Annotated in this window: 11 protein-coding genes; all 11 read right to left on the bottom strand. The window is 73.1% G+C overall.

Features of this window, described 5'->3' with window-relative positions:
* Positions 1-64: 64 nt before the first annotated feature.
* The 11 genes from pssA to ACSNOD_RS16425 all read right to left on the bottom strand — a co-directional run bounded on the left by pssA (position 65) and on the right by ACSNOD_RS16425 (position 17,132).
* Positions 65-847, bottom strand: a complete 783-nt coding sequence (gene pssA, locus ACSNOD_RS16475) for a CDP-diacylglycerol--serine O-phosphatidyltransferase (RefSeq protein WP_436767689.1) — start codon at positions 845-847, stop codon at positions 65-67.
* 70 nt (positions 848-917) lie between these two features.
* The gene (locus tag ACSNOD_RS16470) at positions 918-1,574 is read right to left on the bottom strand and encodes a phosphatidylserine decarboxylase (RefSeq protein ID WP_436767688.1); all 657 of its coding nucleotides are present in this window, start codon (positions 1,572-1,574) and stop codon (positions 918-920) included.
* A 169-nt stretch (positions 1,575-1,743) separates the two neighbouring features.
* A complete protein-coding gene (locus tag ACSNOD_RS16465; RefSeq protein WP_436767686.1) occupies positions 1,744-2,949 on the bottom strand; it encodes an acyl-CoA dehydrogenase family protein in 1,206 nt (401 codons plus the stop codon).
* A gap of 1 nt (position 2,950) precedes the next feature.
* Complete coding sequence (locus ACSNOD_RS16460; protein ID WP_436767685.1) at positions 2,951-3,463, bottom strand: MaoC family dehydratase; 513 nt, start codon at positions 3,461-3,463, stop codon at positions 2,951-2,953.
* Between the two features lie 5 nt (positions 3,464-3,468).
* Positions 3,469-4,431: an HpcH/HpaI aldolase/citrate lyase family protein gene (locus ACSNOD_RS16455; RefSeq protein ID WP_436767684.1), complete on the bottom strand. Its 963-nt coding sequence runs from the start codon at positions 4,429-4,431 to the stop codon at positions 3,469-3,471.
* Entirely contained in the window at positions 4,428-6,449 is a 2,022-nt protein-coding gene (locus ACSNOD_RS16450) for a protein meaA (RefSeq protein ID WP_436767683.1), read from the bottom strand. The genes ACSNOD_RS16455 and ACSNOD_RS16450 overlap by 4 nt, the downstream gene beginning before the upstream one ends.
* Before the next feature lie 19 nt (positions 6,450-6,468).
* Positions 6,469-7,824, bottom strand: a complete 1,356-nt coding sequence (gene ccrA / locus ACSNOD_RS16445; RefSeq protein ID WP_436767682.1) for a crotonyl-CoA carboxylase/reductase — start codon at positions 7,822-7,824, stop codon at positions 6,469-6,471.
* Between the two features lie 79 nt (positions 7,825-7,903).
* Positions 7,904-9,172 (bottom strand): activator-dependent family glycosyltransferase, encoded by a 1,269-nt coding sequence (locus ACSNOD_RS16440; RefSeq protein WP_436767681.1) that lies wholly within the window; start codon positions 9,170-9,172, stop codon positions 7,904-7,906.
* 64 nt (positions 9,173-9,236) lie between these two features.
* Entirely contained in the window at positions 9,237-10,484 is a 1,248-nt protein-coding gene (locus ACSNOD_RS16435) for a cytochrome P450 family protein (RefSeq protein ID WP_436767680.1), read from the bottom strand.
* Between the two features lie 142 nt (positions 10,485-10,626).
* Positions 10,627-11,340, bottom strand: coding sequence for a class I SAM-dependent DNA methyltransferase (locus tag ACSNOD_RS16430; protein ID WP_436767679.1), 714 nt, complete (start codon positions 11,338-11,340; stop codon positions 10,627-10,629).
* On the bottom strand, positions 11,340-17,132 hold the full coding sequence (locus ACSNOD_RS16425) for a type I polyketide synthase (RefSeq protein WP_436767687.1): 5,793 nt from the start codon (positions 17,130-17,132) through the stop codon (positions 11,340-11,342). Before ACSNOD_RS16425 ends, ACSNOD_RS16430 begins: the two co-directional genes overlap by 1 nt.
* Positions 17,133-17,240 lie beyond the last annotated feature (108 nt).

Genomic DNA, 17,240 nt, shown 5'->3' with positions numbered 1-17,240 from the left:
AGCCTGATGGCTCGGGGCCCCACTGCTTCGATCCTGGTTCGATCACCCGCGGACGCGCCGCGCGCTACGGCAGCTGCGCCGCGCGCGCCTCCCGCCGGTTGTCCCGGAACGCGTTCACCCGCCGTGCCGTCGCGAACAGCGGGATCACCGCGCCCAGCACCACCTGGAGCGCACAGCCCGTCTGCAGCAGCAGCTGCCCGCCGGGCGCGTCGAAGGCCCACGCCGCCAGCAGCCCCATCGCCGAGACGATCCAGCTGAGCATCGCCACCGCGAGGACGCCCCGCGGCTTGGGGTACTCGACCCGGCTCACCATCAGCCACGCCACCCCGATGATCGCCAGCAGCGTCGGGACGAAGGGCAGCTCCAGCAGCACGATCGAGATGACCGTGAGCGCGCCGAAGGGGCTCGGCATGCCCTGGAACATGCCGTCCTTCATGGCCACGCAGGAGAATCTCGCGAGTCTCAGCACCACCGCGAGCAGCACCACGATCGCCGCCAGCGCCGAGACCCGCTCGTGCGCGTCCGCCGCGACCATCCCCCAGACCACGACGAAGTACGCCGGGGCCAGCCCGAAGCTGATCAGGTCCGAGAGGTTGTCCAGCTCGGCACCCATCGCGGAGCTGCGCAGCTTGCGCGCCACCAGCCCGTCGAAGAGGTCGAACACCGCCGCGCAGAGCATGAGGATGACGGCGGTCGCGGCGCTGTGCCGCGCCATGCCGCCGTCCTCGCTGCCCGTGAGGTGCGGGATGAGCACTCCGGTGGTGGTGAAGTACACCGCCATGAAGCCGCAGGTGGCGTTGCCGAGGGTGAGGGTGTCCGCTATCGACAGCCGCGTCGACAGCGGCATGTCGTCGCCCTCGACCTCCTCGACGACCTCCGGCACCCAGGTGGCCGGAGCGGTTGCCTGCTGCTCCGGATCAATCACGGTCAAGGCGAGTCACCCCCGCCACCGTGGCCTGCCCGACCTCGACCGCGATCTCCACACCCTCGGGGAGGTAGACGTCCACGCGGGAACCGAAGCGGATCAGGCCGATCCGCTCACCCTGCTCCACCTTGGTGCCCTGCGGCACGTACGGCACGATGCGCCGGGCCACGGCACCGGCGATCTGGACCATCTCGATGTCGCCGAGCTCGGTGTCGAAGTGCCAGACGACCCGCTCGTTGTTCTCGCTTTCCTTGTTGAAAGCCGGAATGAACCCACCGGGGATGTGCTCGACCGAGGTCACCGTGCCCGCGAGCGGGGCGCGGTTGACATGAACATTGAGCGGGCTCATGAAGATCGCGACCCGGGTGCGCCCGTCCTTCCACGGCATGATGCTCTGCACCACACCGTCGGCCGGCGAGATCACCCGACCCGGGGCGATCTCTCGCTCGGGGTCGCGGAAGAACCACAGCATGCCCGCCGCCAGGGCGGTGGCGGGCACGGCGACGGCGGCCCAGCGGCCCGAGCGGCGGGCCCGGGCCAGACTGACGGCCGCGGTGGCGACGGTCGGGAGGAGCCACGGCGATGCTCCGCGCGCAAGGCGTACGCCGACCAGGCTGTCGCGTGGTGCAGAGGTTTGGCTGTGGGGCATGGATGACCTTCGTAGCGGAATGATGCCGCTCTGCGATGGGGGACGGCGGCTTTCCCGGGATGCTATCGGTTTCACGTGGCAACTGGGAAAGCCAGCAGCCCAGTCGGAGCCCCGGAGTCGATGACAGGGTGTGACGTTCTTCTCTATTAAATCGCCCCAAAAGGGACAATTACCCCTGCAATCGGTACTCCTCGAGCAGCCGACGACCAATGATCATTTTTTGGATCTCAGCGGTGCCTTCGCCGATGAGCAGCATCGGTGCCTCGCGGTAGAGGCGCTCGATCTCGTACTCCTTGGAGAAGCCATAGCCCCCGTGGATGCGGAAGGCGTCTTCCACGACCTCTTTGCAGTACTCGGCGGCGAGATACTTCGCCATGCCTGCCTCGAGGTCGTTCCGCTCCCCGGAGTCCTTTTTGCGCGCTGCGTTGACCATCATCGCATGCGCGGCTTCCACCTTGGTAGCCATCTCGGCCAGCTTGAACTGGACGGCCTGGTGCTGGGCGATCGGCTTCCCGAAGGTCGAACGCTGCTGGGCATAGGAAACGCCCAGCTCAAAGGCGCGTTGCGCGACGCCGCAGCCCCGGGCCGCGACATTCACCCGGCCGACCTCGACCCCGTCCATCATGTGGTAGAAGCCACGTCCGGTGCGCCCGCCGAGCACCCGGTCGGCCGGCACCCGCAGCCCGTCCATGATGAGCTCGGTGGTGTCGACCCCCTTGTAGCCCATCTTCTCGATCTTGCCGGGGATGGTGAGCCCCGGCTTGACCTCGCCGAACCCGGGCTCCTTCTCGACCAGGAAGGTGGTCATCGACTTGTGCGGAGGGGTGCCCTCCGGATGGCCCTCGTCGGTCCGGCACAGCACCGCCACCAGGGTGGAGGTGCCGCCGTTGGTCAGCCACATCTTCTGCCCGGTCAGCACGTAGTCGTCGCCGTCCCGGACCCCCTTGGAGGTGATGGCCGACACATCCGAACCCAGCCCCGGCTCCGACATCGAGAAGGCGCCCCGCACCTCGCCGGCGGCCATGCGCGGCAGGAAGTGCTCGCGCTGCTCCTGGGTGCCGTGCTGCTTGAGCATGTAGGCGACGATGAAGTGGGTGTTGATGATGCCCGAGACGCTCATCCAGCCGCGGGCTATCTCCTCCACGCACAGGGCGTACGTGAGCAGGGACTCGCCCAGCCCGCCGTACTCCTCCGGAATCATCAGCCCGAACAGGCCGAGTTCCTTGAGGCCCTCGACGATCCGCGTGGGGTACTCGTCCCGGTGCTCCAGCTCCGTGGCGACCGGCAGGATCTCCTTGTCGACGAAGTCCCTGACGGTGGCCAGGATCTCCCGCTGCACATCCGTCAGCCCGTGGGTCTGCGCGAGGCGGCTCATCTCACTTCACCTGTGCCTTCGGCTCGGGGCGGCCCGGCTGCTCGCCACCGCGCTCCTCGATGTACGTGGCGGTGGGCACCATCACCTTGCGCCGGAAGACGCAGACGACGGTGCCGTCCTGCTTGTAGCCCCGGGTCTCGACGTACACGATCCCGCGGTCGCTCTTGGACTTCGAGGGTGTCTTGTCGAGCACGGTGGTCTCGCCGTAGAGGGTGTCGCCGTGGAAGGTCGGCGCCACGTGGCGCAGCGACTCGATTTCCAGATTGGCGATGGCCTTTCCCGACACATCCGGCACGGACATGCCCAGGAGGAGCGAGTAGACGTAGTTGCCGACCACCACGTTCTTCCCGAAATCGGTGGTCTGCTCCGCGTAGTTGCTGTCCATGTGGAGCGGATGGTGATTCATGGTGAGAAGGCAGAAGAGATGGTCGTCGTACTCGGTGACCGTCTTTCCGGGCCAGTGCTTGTAAACGGCACCGACCTCGAACTCCTCATAGGTGCGGCCGAACTGCATGGTGCTCAGGCCTCCGGGGCTTCGAACTGGGAGGTACGGGTCATGCCGGCGGCGCGGCCCTTGCCGGAGATGACGAGCGCCATCTTGCGGCTGGCCTCGTCGATCATCTCGTCACCGAGCATCGCGGAGCCCTTCTTGCCGCCCGCCTCGGACGTGTAGTACTCGTACGCGTCCAGGATCAGCTCGGCGTGGTCGAAGTCCTCCTGGGAGGGGGAGAAGACCTCGTTGGCCGCCTCGACCTGGCCGGGGTGCAGCACCCACTTGCCGTCGAAGCCGAGCGCGGCGGCGCGGCCGGCCACCGCGCGGAAGCCGTCCACGTTCTTGATCTGGAGGTACGGGCCGTCGATCGCCTGGAGGTCGTTGGCGCGGGCCGCCATCAGGATCTTCATCAGGATGTAGTGGTACGCGTCGGCCGGGTAACCGGGCGGCTGCTCGCCGACGACCAGCGACTTCATGTTGATGGACGCCATGAAGTCCGCCGGGCCGAAGATGATGGTCTCGATGCGCGGGGACGCCTGGGCGATCGCGTTGACGTTGTTGAGCCCCTGGGCGTTCTCGATCTGCGCCTCGATGCCGATCCGGCCGACCTCGAAGCCCATCGTCTTCTCGATCTGGGTCAGCAGCAGGTCCAGCGCCACGACCTGCTCGGCGTTCTGCACCTTCGGCAGCATGATGCAGTCCAGGTTGGGGCCCGCCCCCTCGACGACCGTGACGACGTCGCGGTACGTCCACTCCGTCGTCCAGTCGTTGACCCGCACGACCCTGGTCTTGCCGGCCCAGTCGCCCTCGTTGAGGAACTTGACGATGGTGTGCCGTGCCTCCGGCTTGGCCAGCGGCGCGCACGCGTCCTCCAGGTCCAGGAAGACCTGGTCGGCCGGGAGCTGCTGGGCCTTCTCCAGGAAACGCGGATTGGAGCCGGGGACCGCCAGACAGGAACGGCGCGGGCGGAGACGGTTGACGGTCGTCATGCGGGGACCTCCGAGCTTTCGAGGGGGTTGAGCTTGTTCGCTGTGCGGATCTCATCGACGATACGACCGATGATCTCCGTGATGCCGAAGTCCTTCGGGGTGAACACGGCGGCCACCCCGGCCGCGCGCAGCACCTCGGCGTCGGCGGACGGGATGATGCCACCGACGATGACCGGCATGTCGGGCGCGCCCGCGCGGCGCAGCCGCTCCAGCACGTCCGGCACCAGCTCGGCGTGCGAGCCGGAGAGGATCGACAGCCCCACGCAGTGCACGTCCTCGGCCACGGCAGCCGAGACGATCTGCTCCGGGGTGAGCCGGATGCCCTGGTAGACCACCTCGAAGCCGGCGTCCCTGGCCCGTACGGCGATCTGCTCGGCGCCGTTGCTGTGCCCGTCCAGGCCCGGCTTGCCGACCAGCAGCCGCAGCCGGCCGCAGCCCAGCTCGGCGGCGGTCCTGGCGGCCTTGGCGCGCACCTCGGCGAGGGGGGTGCCGGCCTCGGCGGTCACGGCCACCGGGGAGCCCCCGACGCCGGTGGGCGCCCGGAACTCGCCGAACACATCGCGCAGCGCCCAGGACCACTCCCCGGTGGTCACCCCGGCGCGGGCGCACTCCAGGGTGGCGGCCATCAGGTTCGTGCTGCCCGCCGCGGCCGCCTTGAGCGCGGCCAGCGCCTCCTGGGCGCGCCCCTCGTCGCGGTTGTCCCGCCACCGGTGGAGCGCGGCGACCACGGTGGCCTCGATGGACGGGTCGACCGTCATGATGGCCGTGTCGAGGTCCGCGGTGAGCGGGTTGGGCTCGGTGGACTCGTAGCAGTTGACGCCGACGATCTTCTCCTCGCCGGCCTCGATCCGGGCCCTGCGCTCGGCGTGCGAGGCGACCAGCTGCGACTTGAGGTAGCCCGACTCCACCGCGGCCATGGCGCCGCCCATCGCCTGGATGCGGTCGATCTCGGCCAGGCACTGCTCCACCAGGGCCGTCACCTTCGCCTCGATGACGTGCGAGCCGGCGAAGATGTCGTCGTACTCCAGTAGGTCGCTCTCGTGGGCGAGGACCTGCTGGATGCGCAGGGACCACTGCTGGTCCCAGGGGCGGGGCAGCCCCAGCGCCTCGTTCCAGGCGGGCAGCTGGACGGCGCGGGCGCGGGCGTCCTTGGAGAGGGTGACGGCCAGCATCTCCAGCACGATCCGCTGGACGTTGTTCTCCGGCTGGGCCTCGGTCAGCCCCAGCGAGTTGACCTGGACGCCGTAGCGGAAGCGGCGCTGATTGGCGTCGGTGATGCCGTACCGCTCGCTGGTGATCTTCTCCCAGATCCGCCCGAAGGCGCGCATCTTGCACATCTCCTCGATGAACCGCACCCCGGCGTTCACGAAGAAGGAGATGCGCGCCACCACGTCGCCGAACTTCTCCTCCGGCACCTGGCCGGAGTCGCGCACGGCGTCGAGGACGGCGATCGCCGTGCACATCGCGTACGAGATCTCCTGGACCGGGGTGGCCCCGGCCTCCTGGAGGTGGTAGCTGCAGATGTTGATCGGGTTCCACTTGGGGATGTGCGCCACCGTGTACGTGATCATGTCGGTGGTCAGCCGCAGGGACGGACCCGGCGGGAACACGTGGGTCCCGCGCGACAGGTACTCCTTGACGATGTCGTTCTGCGTCGTCCCCTGGAGCCTGGTGATGTCCGCGCCCTGCTCCTCGGCGACCACCTGGTAGAGCGCCAGCAGCCACATGGCCGTGGCGTTGATGGTCATCGAGGTGTTCATGCGCTCCAGCGGGATGTCCTGGAACAGCCGGCGCATGTCGCCCAGGTGGGAGACGGGGACCCCGACCCGGCCCACCTCGCCGCGGGCGAGGACGTGGTCGGGGTCGTAACCGGTCTGCGTCGGGAGGTCGAACGCGACCGACAGTCCGGTCTGACCCTTGGCCAGATTGCGCCGGTACAGCTCATTGGACGCCTCGGCGGTCGAATGTCCGGCGTAGGTCCGCATCAGCCACGGACGATCCTTCTGACGCTCACTCATATGGCTTCGAGCCCTGCCCTCAGATGTCGCGGAAGCGGTTGATGGCGTCGAGGTGCTTCGCGCGCATCTCCTCGTCGCGCACGCCGAGGCCCTCGCCGGGCGCGAGCGCGAGCACACCGACCTTGCCCTGGTGGAGGTTGCGGTGGACGTCGTAGGTGGCCTGGCCCGTCTCTTCGAGGGTGTAGGTCTTCGACAGGGTGGGGTGGATCTTCCCCTTGGCGATGAGGCGGTTGGCCTCCCACGCCTCGCGGTAGTTGGCGAAGTGCGTGCCCACGATGCGCTTGAGGTTCATCCACAGGTAGCGGTTGTCGTACTGGTGCATGTAGCCGGAGGTGGAGGCGCAGGTGGTGATGGTGCCGCCCTTGCGGGTGACGTAGACGGAGGCGCCGAAGGTCTCACGGCCGGGGTGTTCGAAGACGATGTCGATGTCCTCGCCGCCGGTCAGTTCGCGGATGCGCTTGCCGAAGCGCTTCCACTCCTTGGGGTCCTGGGTGTGCTCGTCCTTCCAGAACCGGTAGTCCTCCGCGGAGCGGTCGATGATCGCCTCGGCACCCATCGCCCGGCAGATCTCCGCCTTCTGCTCACTGGAGACGACACAGACGGGGGTGGCGCCGCCGGCGAGCGCGTACTGGGTGGCGTACGAGCCCAGCCCGCCGCTGGCGCCCCAGATGAGCACGTTGTCGCCCTGCTTCATCCCGGCACCGTTGCGCGAGACCAGCTGACGGTAGGCGGTGGAGTTCACCAGGCCGGGGGCGGCGGCCTCCTCCCAGCTGAGGTGACCCGGCTTGGGCATCAGCTGGTTCGACTTGACCAGCGCGATCTCGGCCAGACCACCGAAGTTCGTCTCGAACCCCCAGATGCGCTGCTCGGGGTCGAGCATGGTGTCGTTGTGACCGTCGGCGCTCTCCAGCTCCACCGACAGACAGTGCGCCACCACCTCGTCACCCGGCTGCCAGGCGTTCACGCCGGGGCCGGTGCGCAGGACGACGCCCGCCAGGTCGGAGCCGATGATGTGGTACGGCAGATCGTGCCGCTTGGCGAGCGGCGAAGTGCGCCCGTAACGCTCCAGGAAGCCGAAGGTGGGCAGCGGCTCGAAGATCGACGTCCACACGGTGTTGTAGTTGACCGAGCTGGCCATCACGGCCACCAGGGCCTCGCCGGGCCCGAGTTCGGGCACCGGCACCTCGTCGACGCGCAGCGACTTGCGCGGGTCCTTGTCCGCGGTCCGCATGCCGCGGAACATCTCGGTGTCCTCGCGGTGGACGGTCACGGCCCGGAAGGACTCGGGCAGGCGCAGCGCGGCGATGTCCTCGGAGGTGCGGTCGGGCGCGGTGATCGCGGCGAGCATCTCGCTCAGGGCGTGGTTCTCGGGCATGGTGGATCGGCTCCGTTCGGTGGTGTCGGTCGTGTGGGTCCTGTGGGTCCTGTCGGTCCTGTCGGTCCTGTCGATCGGGTCATCGGGCCGCCCGGTGCAGGGCGGTGAGGCGCTCCAGGGTCGGGACGATGCCGGCGGGCGTGGGGTCGGCGAGCATTTCCTCGCGCAGCCGCAGCGCGCCCGCCCGGATCGCCGGGTCGTGCACGGCGGCCCGTACGGCGTCGGCCAGGCCGGCCGCCGTGAGGGTCCGGGCGGGCAGGTCGAACCCGGCGGACAGGCGCTGGAGCTGCTGGGCCTTGAGCGGCGCGTCCCACAGCGAGGGCACCACGATCTGCGGTACGCCGTGCAGCAGGGCGGTGGACCAGGTGCCCGCGCCGCCGTGGTGAACGATCGCGGCGCAGCTGGGCAGCAGCGCGTCCAGCGGCACGAAGTCCACGGGGACGACGTTGTCGGGGAGGTCGCCGAGGCGCTCGCGCTGGGAGGCGTCGAGGGTGGCCACCACCTCGATGTCCAGCCGCCCCAGGGCGGCCAGCAGTTCGGAGTAGGAGACGGCGTCGCGGCCGTAGGTCTCGCGGGCGGAGACCCCGAGGGTGAGGCAGACGCGGGGGCGCTCGGGCTTCTCGGCGAGCCAGGGTTCGATCACGGAGCGCCCGTTGTAGGGCACGTAGCACATGGGAACCGTGGTCTGTCCGGTGTCCAGCCGGGTGCTGCGGGGCCCGGGGTCGATCACCCAGTGGCCGAGCACGTCGCGCTCGTCGAAGGCGCACCCGTACCGGTCGAGCGTCCAGCCGAGCCATTCGGCGACGGGGTCCTCGCGCAGCTCCTCCGGGACGCGGTCGAGCGCTTCGAGGAAGCGCCGGCGGGACCGCCCGATGGCGTCGGGGCCCCAGAGGACGCGGGCGTGGGCGGCGCCGCAGGCGCGGGCCGCGACCGGCCCCGCGTAGGTCCAGGGCTCCCACACGACCAGGTCGGGGCGCCAGCCGCGGGCGAAGTCGACGATCTCGTCCATGGTGGCCGCGCCGTTGAAGGGGGCGAAGCAGAGGGCGGCCATCATGGTCTGCTGGCCGAGCAGGTACTCCCAGGTGGTCTCCTCGGCGGTCTCCGCCTCGGTGAACTCGAAACCGCGCTGGTAGGGGACGAGGTCGCCGCCCATCTCGGCGAGCAGCTCGACGGCGGGCCGGTCGTCGCCCACGGGGACGGCGGTCAGGCCGGTGGAGGTGATGACGTCGGTGAGCGAGGGCGGGCTCGCCACCCGCACCTCGTGGCCGGCCGCGCGCAGCGCCCACGCCAGCGGCACCAGGCTGTAGTAGTGGGTGTTGTGGGCGAGGGAGGTCAGCAGGACGCGCACGGTGAACTCCGGTCTGGGGGGCGGGCGTACGGCGGGCGGCGGACAGGGCGGGGCGTGCCCGGTGTCAGCCGGGGTGGACCCGGAAGCGGGCGCAGGCGCGTACGACCGGGGAGCGGGGCCGGGTCAGCGGCTCGCCCTCGGCCCGCAGTCCGGGCAGCCGGCCGGCCAGGGCCTGGACGGCGGTGGTGACGGCCAGGCGGATCAGCGGGAGGGCGAGGGCCAGGTGGCTTCCGTCCGGGCCGCCGAGCGGCCCGGCGCCCGCGGCGTCCCGCCCGGCGGCGGCCAGCACCACGACGTGGTCGCCGACGGCGATCCGGCGGCCGCCGAGGTCGAGTCCGGTGTGGGCGACCCGGCTCTCCAGCCGGGCCGGGGGCCGCTCGCGCAGGGTCCGGGCGACGGCCCGCGCGGCGGCCGGGGTCCTGCGGGCCCGCGCCCACTCCCCCGGCCGGCTCAGCAGGCCGTGCACCGCGTTGGTGACGGCGGTCGCGGCGGGCTCGGGGGTGCCGAGGGCCCAGAGGAGGGCGACGTGCTCGACGTCGCGGGGCGCGGCGCCGTCGCGCAGGAGTTGGGCGAGGAGGTCGTCGGGCCGGGGCTCGGCGCGCTCGACGGCCCGCCGCTTGCCGGCGACGAGGTCGGGGACGAGGTCGGCCAGGTCCTGGACGGCGGCGGCGGACTCGCGGGCGACGGTCAGGGTCTGCGGGGCGAGGCGGGCGTCGAGCTGGGGCCCGCAGGCGGCGAGGGCCCGGGCGGCGGTGACCCGGTCGCGCTCCGGGACGCCGAGGAGGTGGAGCACCAGCTCGACGGCGTACGGCCGGGCGACGTCGGTGGCGAGGTCGAACGGGGCGCCGCCGGGCGGCAGGAGGCGGCGGAGCAGCCGGCGGGCGGCGGTGCGTGCCGCGCAGGGCGCCTCGGCGGGGGCGCAGCGGCCCAGTACGGGGTCGGCCAGCGCGCGCAGCCGGGCGAGCTCGGCCCGCTCGTGGCGGGGGAACGCCTCGGCGAGCGGCAGGAGGTCCTCGTCCGGGCGGCGGCCGGCGCGGTCCAGCGTGCCCAGGCGCGGGTCGGCGAGGGCGGCGGCCGCGACCTCGGGGTCCGCGGTGACCCAGGCGCCCAGCAGGTCGCTGCGGAACCACGGGCCGTGGGCGCGGATCTCCTTCTCCAGGGGGGCGGGGTCGGCGGTGGCGCGCAGGATCAGCGCGTACGGGTCGCCCTGATTGCCGGCGAACCACTGCCCGGCGCGGGTCAGCTGAAGCCGGCGGCCGAGCTCGCGGACGCCGGCGTCGGCGGGGACCGCCGCCGTGGCGGTGGTGGGCATGGGTTCCTCTCGTCGTCTCGGATGGGGCGTGCCGGTGGGGCGGCGCGTACGGGCACGGGGCCGTGGGGCGGGCCCGCAGTACGAGGCCGGGGTGCGGTCCGTCGTACGGGGTCGGGGTTCCGGCCCGGGGTACGGGTCCGGGTCAGCGGCGGGTGCCGATGAACAGGCCGCGGCCGGAGGGCCCGCCCTCCTGGTAGAGCACGTCGCAGCCGGCGCGCTCGAAGGCGCGCTCGTAGGCGGCGCGCGGGAAGAGGGTGATGGTGTGCTCCTCGGTGAGGTGCCGGATGCCGATCCCGGGCTCGGCGAGGAGATAGTGCACCTCGATGCGGGTCGCGTCGCCCTCCAGCACGGAGTGCGAGACCCGGCAGATGGTGCGCTCGCCGGCCTCGGTGACGCTGGCGCCCACGTAGCCGGGGGTGAAGGTGCCGGGGAACCACCAGGGTTCGACGACGATGACGCCGTCCGGCTCCAGGTGGTCGGCGAAGCACCGCAGGGTGCTGTCGAGTTCGTCGGTGCTCCGCAGATGGCCGATGGAGCTGAACATGCAGATCACCGCGGAGTAGCGGCGGCCCAGGGCGAAGGAGCGCATGTCGCCCTCGTGGAGCGGGACGCCCGGATTCCGCTCGGTGGCGATGGCGAGCATGTCGCGGGACAGCTCCAGGCCCTCGACGTGGTCGAAGAGGCCGTCGAGATGGCGCAGGTGCTGGCCGGTGCCGCAGGCGACGTCGAGCAGCGAGCGGGTGTCGGGGCGGTGGGCGCGCACCAGCGCGGCGATCTCCTCGGCCTCCTGCCGGTAGTCCTTGCCCTTGCCCTCGTGGACCAGGTCGTAGACGGCCGCGATGTCGTTGGCGTACATCAGTGTTCTCCTCCGATGGGCGGGGCGGGCGGGGTGGGCCCGGCGGGGCTCGGGCTCGGGCTCGGGTCGGTGCCCAGCCAGTCGTGCACCACGGACGCGGTGTGCCGGGCGTGTTCGGTGAGCATGGTGAAGTGGTTGCCGGGCACATCGGTGACGGTCCGGGCGAACGGGACGTGCGAGCGCCAGTCGCCGCCGGCGCCGTCGGCGGGCCACGGGCGCATCGGCTCGGAGGCCCGGACCAGCAGGACGGGGGCGCGCAGCGGGGTGAGCCGGGTGGGCAGCAGCAGCCGGTGGTAGCCGGCCATGGCGGTGAGCCGGTGGTCCGCCAGCGGGACGGGGCTGCGGTCGAGCGCCCAGCGGAGCAGGTCGTCGCGCCAGACGCCCATCGCGCCGGGGTCCTCCGGGCGGTAGACGTCCATGAGGACGACGGCGGTGGGGCCGGTGCCGCGCTCCTCCAGCCGCGCGGCCAGGGCGTGGGCGACGTTGGCCCCGGCGGAGTGGCCGGCGAGCGCGAAGGGCGCGCCGGCGGCGTGCTCCAGCAGGGCGTCGGCCTGGGTGTCGAGGAGGGCGTCGAGGGAGGCGGGCAGCGGTTCGCCGGGGCCGCCGAACCCGGACAGCGGGAGGACGACGGTCGTACGGCGGTCGCGCAGCCCCTCGGCGAAGCGGGCGTACTCGCCGGGGCCGGAGGTGGCCGCGGTGCCGGCGCAGCAGTAGAGCGTGGGGAGGGCCGCCGGTCCGCCGGCGAGGAGTACGGGCCCGGGGCGTGCGGTGGCGTTCGCCGTGGCGGCGGGGCGATCCGTTGCGGCGGGGCTCGCCGTGGTGGCGGGGCGATTCGTGTCGGCAGACGGGGACTTGACGGTTTCCGGTGCGCCGGAGGGATCGGTTCCCGGGGCGCCGGACGTGCCGGGGCGCTCGCGGGTGAAGGTCGGCCGGAACGCGGCCAGGGAGGCCATCAGCTCCACCGCCTCGGCGGACCGGCCCTGCGCGACGGCGGCGCGGAACGCGGCGAGCAGCCCGCTCTCGGCGGGGGCGGCGCCCTCCTCGCGGCCGGTGGGCCAGGCGTCCACGAGGCCGGCCAGGTGCTCGGCCAGGGCGACGGGGTCCTCGTGGTCGAAGACGAGGGTGCCGGGCAGGTCGAGCCCGGTCGCCTCGGCCAGCCGCCGGCGCAGCCGCACCGCGGCCAGCGAGTCGAAGCCGAGGTCGCGGAAGGGGGCCCGCTCGTCGACCCGGCCCTCCTCGGCGTGCCCGAGGACCTCGGCGACATGGTGGAGCACCAGCTCCAGGGCGAGCCGGGGCCGGTCCTCGGGCCGCGCCCGTACGAGATCGGGTGCGGCTTCGGTGTCACCCGCGGGTCGCCGGTCGGCCAGCGCCGCACGGGCGGCGGGGATGTCGGAGATCAGCGGGCTGGGCCGGAAGGCGGTGAACCCGGGGGCGAAGTGCTCCCAGTCGAGGTCGGCCACGGTGACGGTGGCGTCCCCGCTGTCGATGGCCTGGCGCAGGGCCGCGAGGGCCGTCTCGGGGCGCAGCGGGGTGAGGCCGTGGCGGGCGAGGTAGCCCTCGGGCGCGATCTCGACCATGCCGGTGCCTCCCCAGACGCCCCAGGCGACGGAGGTGGCGGGGCGGCCCTGGGCCCGGCGCCGCTCGGCCAGCGCGTCCAGATGCGCGTTGGCCGCCGCGTACACCGACTGCCCACCGCTCCCCCACACCGCGGCACCCGAGGAGAACAACACGAAGGCGTCCAGCTCGGCATCCGCGGTCAACTCGTCCAGCAACTCCGCACCCACGGCCTTGCCCGCCAGCACCCCGGCGGCCTCCTCCAGCGTCACCTCGCCGAGCGGCGTCACCTGCGGCACACCCGCCGCATGGAACACCGCACGCAACGGCACTCCCGACGCCTCAACGGACTTCACCAACTCGGTCACGGACTCCCGATCGGCCATGTCACACGCGGCAAAGGACACCTTCGCCCCCAGACCCACCAACTCCCGCTCCAACTCCGCAGCACCCGGAGCCGCGGCCCCACGACGCCCGGCCAGCACCAGATGCTCCGCACCCTCCCGCGCCAACCACCGCGCCACATGACCACCCAAACCACCCGTACCACCCGTCACCAACACACTCCCCCGAGGCCGCCACGCCTTCGAAGCGGCGGGAGCCGTCAGGTCCGGAGCCGGCAGCATGCGGCGGCCGTGGATGCCGGAGTCGCGGATGGCCACCTGGTCCTCGCCGCTCCGGCCGGAGACAACGGCGGCGAGGCGCCGCCAGTCGCGTTCCCCGGGCTCGGCCGGCAGGTCCACCAGGCCACCCCACTGCGCGGGCGCCTCCAGGGCCGCGACCCGGCCGAGGCCCCACACCCGGGCGCCCGTCGCGCACGGCACCTCCCCGGGCCGGACCGCCACCGCGCCCCGCGTGGCGACCCACAGCGGTGTCTCCACCGCGGCCCGCGCCATCGCCTGTACCACCTGCAGCACCGCCGTCGTCCCCTCGTCCAGCCCCGGGTGCCCGGCGAGTTCGGCTCCGCCCGTGTCGGGGAGCAGCAGCACGCCGGTCAGGCCCTCCGGGCTCCGCGCGAGGTCGGCCAGCCGGGCCGCCAGGGCGGCCGGGTCCGGCACCGGTGTCCCCGGCGCCCCGGTGGCCCGCCCGAGCGGCGGCGTCAGGCGGATGACCTCCGCGCCTGCCGCGCGCAGCGCCCGCTCCGCGGCGTCCGCGGAGTCCGTGCGGTGCCCATGCTCGACCATCAGCCAGCGATCCGAGGGGCCGAACCTGACAACGTCTGGGGAGAGCGCCTGCCAGGCGACGCGGTAGCGCAGCCCGGCGGTTCCGGCGGCCGCGCGGTACCGGTCGTGCCAGGCGGCGAGGTGCGGGAGGACGGCGGTCAGCTGGTCCTCGACGCCCTCGGCGCCCAGCCGCGCCGCCGCCGAGGCGGCGTCCCCGGCGCGCACCGCGGCCCACAGGGCGTCGTCCTCCGCGCCCGCGCCGGTGGCGGGGGCGCCGCCCGCCGCGGCGGAGGTGGGCGCGGCGGGGGCGAGCCAGTAGCGGCGGTGCTGGAAGGCGTAGGTGGGCAGGTCGACCCGGCGGGCGCCCGTACCGTCGTAGAGCGCGGCCCAGTCGAGGTCGGCGCCGCGGACGTACGCGGTGGCGGCGGCGCGCAGCGCGGTGCCGGCCTCCGGGTGGCCGCGGCGCAGCGCGGGGGCGAAGGCGGTGTCGGCGTCGTCGGCCAGGCACTCCTCCGCCATGCCGGTCAGGGCGGCGTCGGGGCCGAGCTCGACGAAGGTCGCGGCGTCGCGGGCGCGCGCGGTGCGCACGGCGTCGGCGAAGCGCACGGGCTCGCGCACCTGGCGGGTCCAGTAGCCGGGGTCCATCAGCTCGGCGGGGGTGGCGAGTTCGCCGGTGACGTCGGAGACGACGGGCAGCCGGGGGGCTCGGAAGTCGACCGTCTCGGCGACCGCCCGGAAGTCGGCGAGCATGGCGTCCATGCGCGGCGAGTGGAAGGCGTGGCTCACCGCGAGGCGCTTCGTACGGCGTCCCCGGGCGGCGAGTTCGGCCGCCGCGGCGAGGACGGCCGGCTCGTCCCCGGAGAGCACGAGGGACCGCGGCCCGTTGAGCGCGGCGACGACCGCGCCGCCGGCGGCGACCGGTGCCAGCGCGGCGGCCTCCGCCTCGGTGGCCTGCACGGCGACCATCGCGCCGCCCTCGGGCAGGGCCCGCATCAGCCGGCCGCGGGCCGCGACCAGCCGGGCGGCGTCGGCCGTCGGGAGGACGCCCGCGGCGTGGGCCGCCGCCAGGCCGCCGATCGAGTGGCCCAGGAGGACGTCCGGCACCAGCCCCCAGCTCTCGTAGAGCCGGAACAGCGCGGTCTCGACGGCGAACAGGGCGGGCTGGGTGTAGTCGGTGCGGTCGAGCAGGGCGGCGTCCGGGGAGCCGGGCTCGGCGAACATCACGGGCAGCAGCGGGCGTTCGAGGTGGACGTCGAACTCGGCGGCGATCTCTTCCAGGGCGCGGGCGAAGGCGGGGAACCGCGCGTGGAGCGCGCGGCCGGCGCCGGGGCGCTGGGCGCCCTGGCCGGAGAAGAGGAAGGCGACGCCGCGGCCGCGCCGGGCGACGCCGGTGACCACGGTGTCCGGGGTGCGGCCGGCGGCCAGGGCGGCGAGGTCCTGCCGGGCGGAGCGGGCGTCGTCCACCAGCGCGACGGCGCGGTGCTCCAGGGCTTCCCTGGTGGTGGCGAGGGAGTACCCGATGTCCACGGCGCCGGCGTTGGCGTCGGCATCGGTGCTGGTGGCGGCGGTGGCGCTGGCGGCGGCGAGCCGGTCGGCCTGGCCGCGCAGCGCCTCCTCGGAGCGGGCGGAGATCACCCACGGGAGGGGTGCCGGGGCCGCGGCCCGGGGGGCCGTCGTGTCACCTCCGTCGGCCTCGTCGCCTGCGGGCGGGGCCTGTTCGATGACGACATGGGCGTTGGTGCCGCTGACGCCGAAGGCGGACACCGCGGCCCGGCGCGGGCGGTCCTCCCGCTCCGGCCAGGGTCGCGCCTCGGTGAGCAGCTCCACCGCGCCGGAGGACCAGTCCACCTTGGACGAGGGGGCGTCGACGTGGAGCGTGCGCGGCAGCGTTCCGTGCCGCATCGCCTCCACCATCTTGATGACGCCGCCCACGCCGGCGGCGGCCTGGGCGTGCCCGATGTTGGACTTGAGCGACCCGAGCCACAGCGGGTCGGCGCCCGCCCGGTCGCGCCCGTAGGTGGCGAGCAGTGCCCCCGCCTCGATCGGGTCGCCCAGCGGCGTACCGGTGCCGTGGGCCTCCACGGCGTCCACCTCGTCCGGGGTCAGGCCGGCGTCCGCGAGCGCGTCGCGGATGACCTTCCGCTGCGCCGGACCGCTCGGCGCGGTCAGCCCGTTGCTGGCGCCGTCCTGGTTGACCGCGCTGCCCCGCACCACCGCCAACACGCGATGACCATTGCGCCGAGCATCCGACAGCCGCTCGACCAGCAGGATGCCCACGCCCTCGGCCCAGGCCGTGCCGTCGGCACCCTCCGCGAACGCCTTGCACCGCCCGTCGGGGGCGAGCCCGCGCTGCCGGGAGAACTCCACGAACACCGTGGGGTCGGGCATGACCGCGACGCCGCCGGCGAGCGCGAGGTCGCACTCGCCGCGGCGCAGCGACTGCACCGCCAGGTGCAGGGCCACCAGCGACGACGAACACGCCGTCCCGATCGTCAGCGCCGGGCCCTCCAGGCCGAGGGCGTAGGCGATCCGGCCGGACATCACCGCGTCGGCGTTGCCCGTCAGCAGATAGCCCTCGGTGCCCTCGGGCGCCCGGGCGGTGTCGGTCACATAGCCGGTGTGCGCGGCGCCGACGAACACGCCCGTACGGCTGCCGCGCAGCGACGCGGGCACGACCCCGGCCCGCTCCAGCGCCTCCCAGGAGGTCTCCAGCAGCAGCCGCTGCTGGGGGTCCATCACCAGCGCCTCGTTCGGCGAGATGCCGAAGAAGGCGGCGTCGAAGTCCCCGGCGCCGGTGAGGAATCCGCCCTCGCGGCAGTAGGTGGTGCCGGGGGTGTCGGGGTCGGGCGAGTAGACGGCGGCCTCGTCCCAGCCGCGGTCGGCGGGGAAGCGGGTGACCGCGTCGACGCCGTCCGCGGTGAGCTCCCACAGCTCCTCGGGGCCGGTCACGCCGCCGGGGTAGCGGCACGCCATGCCCACGATGGCGATGGGCTCGCGCGCGGCGGCCCGGAGCTCGCGCTCGCGTCGGCGCAGCCGCTCGGTCTCCTTGACCGAGGCGCGCAGCGCGCCGAGCACTTCGTCCATGGACGGTGACATCTTCGGCTTCCTCGTCTGCTCGCTCTGGGGGGTGGGTCGTCGGTTCAGCTTCACCGCGCTGGTCGTGGTGGGCGACGGTGACGGCAC

Source organism: Streptomyces sp. URMC 123 (genome assembly GCF_051386515.1).
GTDB lineage: Bacteria > Actinomycetota > Actinomycetes > Streptomycetales > Streptomycetaceae > Streptomyces.
The sequence above is the reverse complement of the archived record's forward strand: the minus strand, read 5'-3'. Positions and strand labels throughout refer to the sequence as shown.

Coding starts and splice junctions, on each gene's coding strand:
- ACSNOD_RS16435 (WP_436767680.1), bottom strand. CDS start 10,484: ATGCCCACCACCGCCACGGCGGCGGTCCCCGCCGACGCCGGCGTCCGC.
- ccrA (WP_436767682.1), bottom strand. CDS start 7,824: ATGCCCGAGAACCACGCCCTGAGCGAGATGCTCGCCGCGATCACCGCG.
- ACSNOD_RS16460 (WP_436767685.1), bottom strand. CDS start 3,463: ATGCAGTTCGGCCGCACCTATGAGGAGTTCGAGGTCGGTGCCGTTTAC.
- ACSNOD_RS16465 (WP_436767686.1), bottom strand. CDS start 2,949: ATGAGCCGCCTCGCGCAGACCCACGGGCTGACGGATGTGCAGCGGGAG.
- ACSNOD_RS16450 (WP_436767683.1), bottom strand. CDS start 6,449: ATGAGTGAGCGTCAGAAGGATCGTCCGTGGCTGATGCGGACCTACGCC.
- ACSNOD_RS16430 (WP_436767679.1), bottom strand. CDS start 11,340: ATGTACGCCAACGACATCGCGGCCGTCTACGACCTGGTCCACGAGGGC.
- ACSNOD_RS16470 (WP_436767688.1), bottom strand. CDS start 1,574: ATGCCCCACAGCCAAACCTCTGCACCACGCGACAGCCTGGTCGGCGTA.
- pssA (WP_436767689.1), bottom strand. CDS start 847: ATGCCGCTGTCGACGCGGCTGTCGATAGCGGACACCCTCACCCTCGGC.
- ACSNOD_RS16455 (WP_436767684.1), bottom strand. CDS start 4,431: ATGACGACCGTCAACCGTCTCCGCCCGCGCCGTTCCTGTCTGGCGGTC.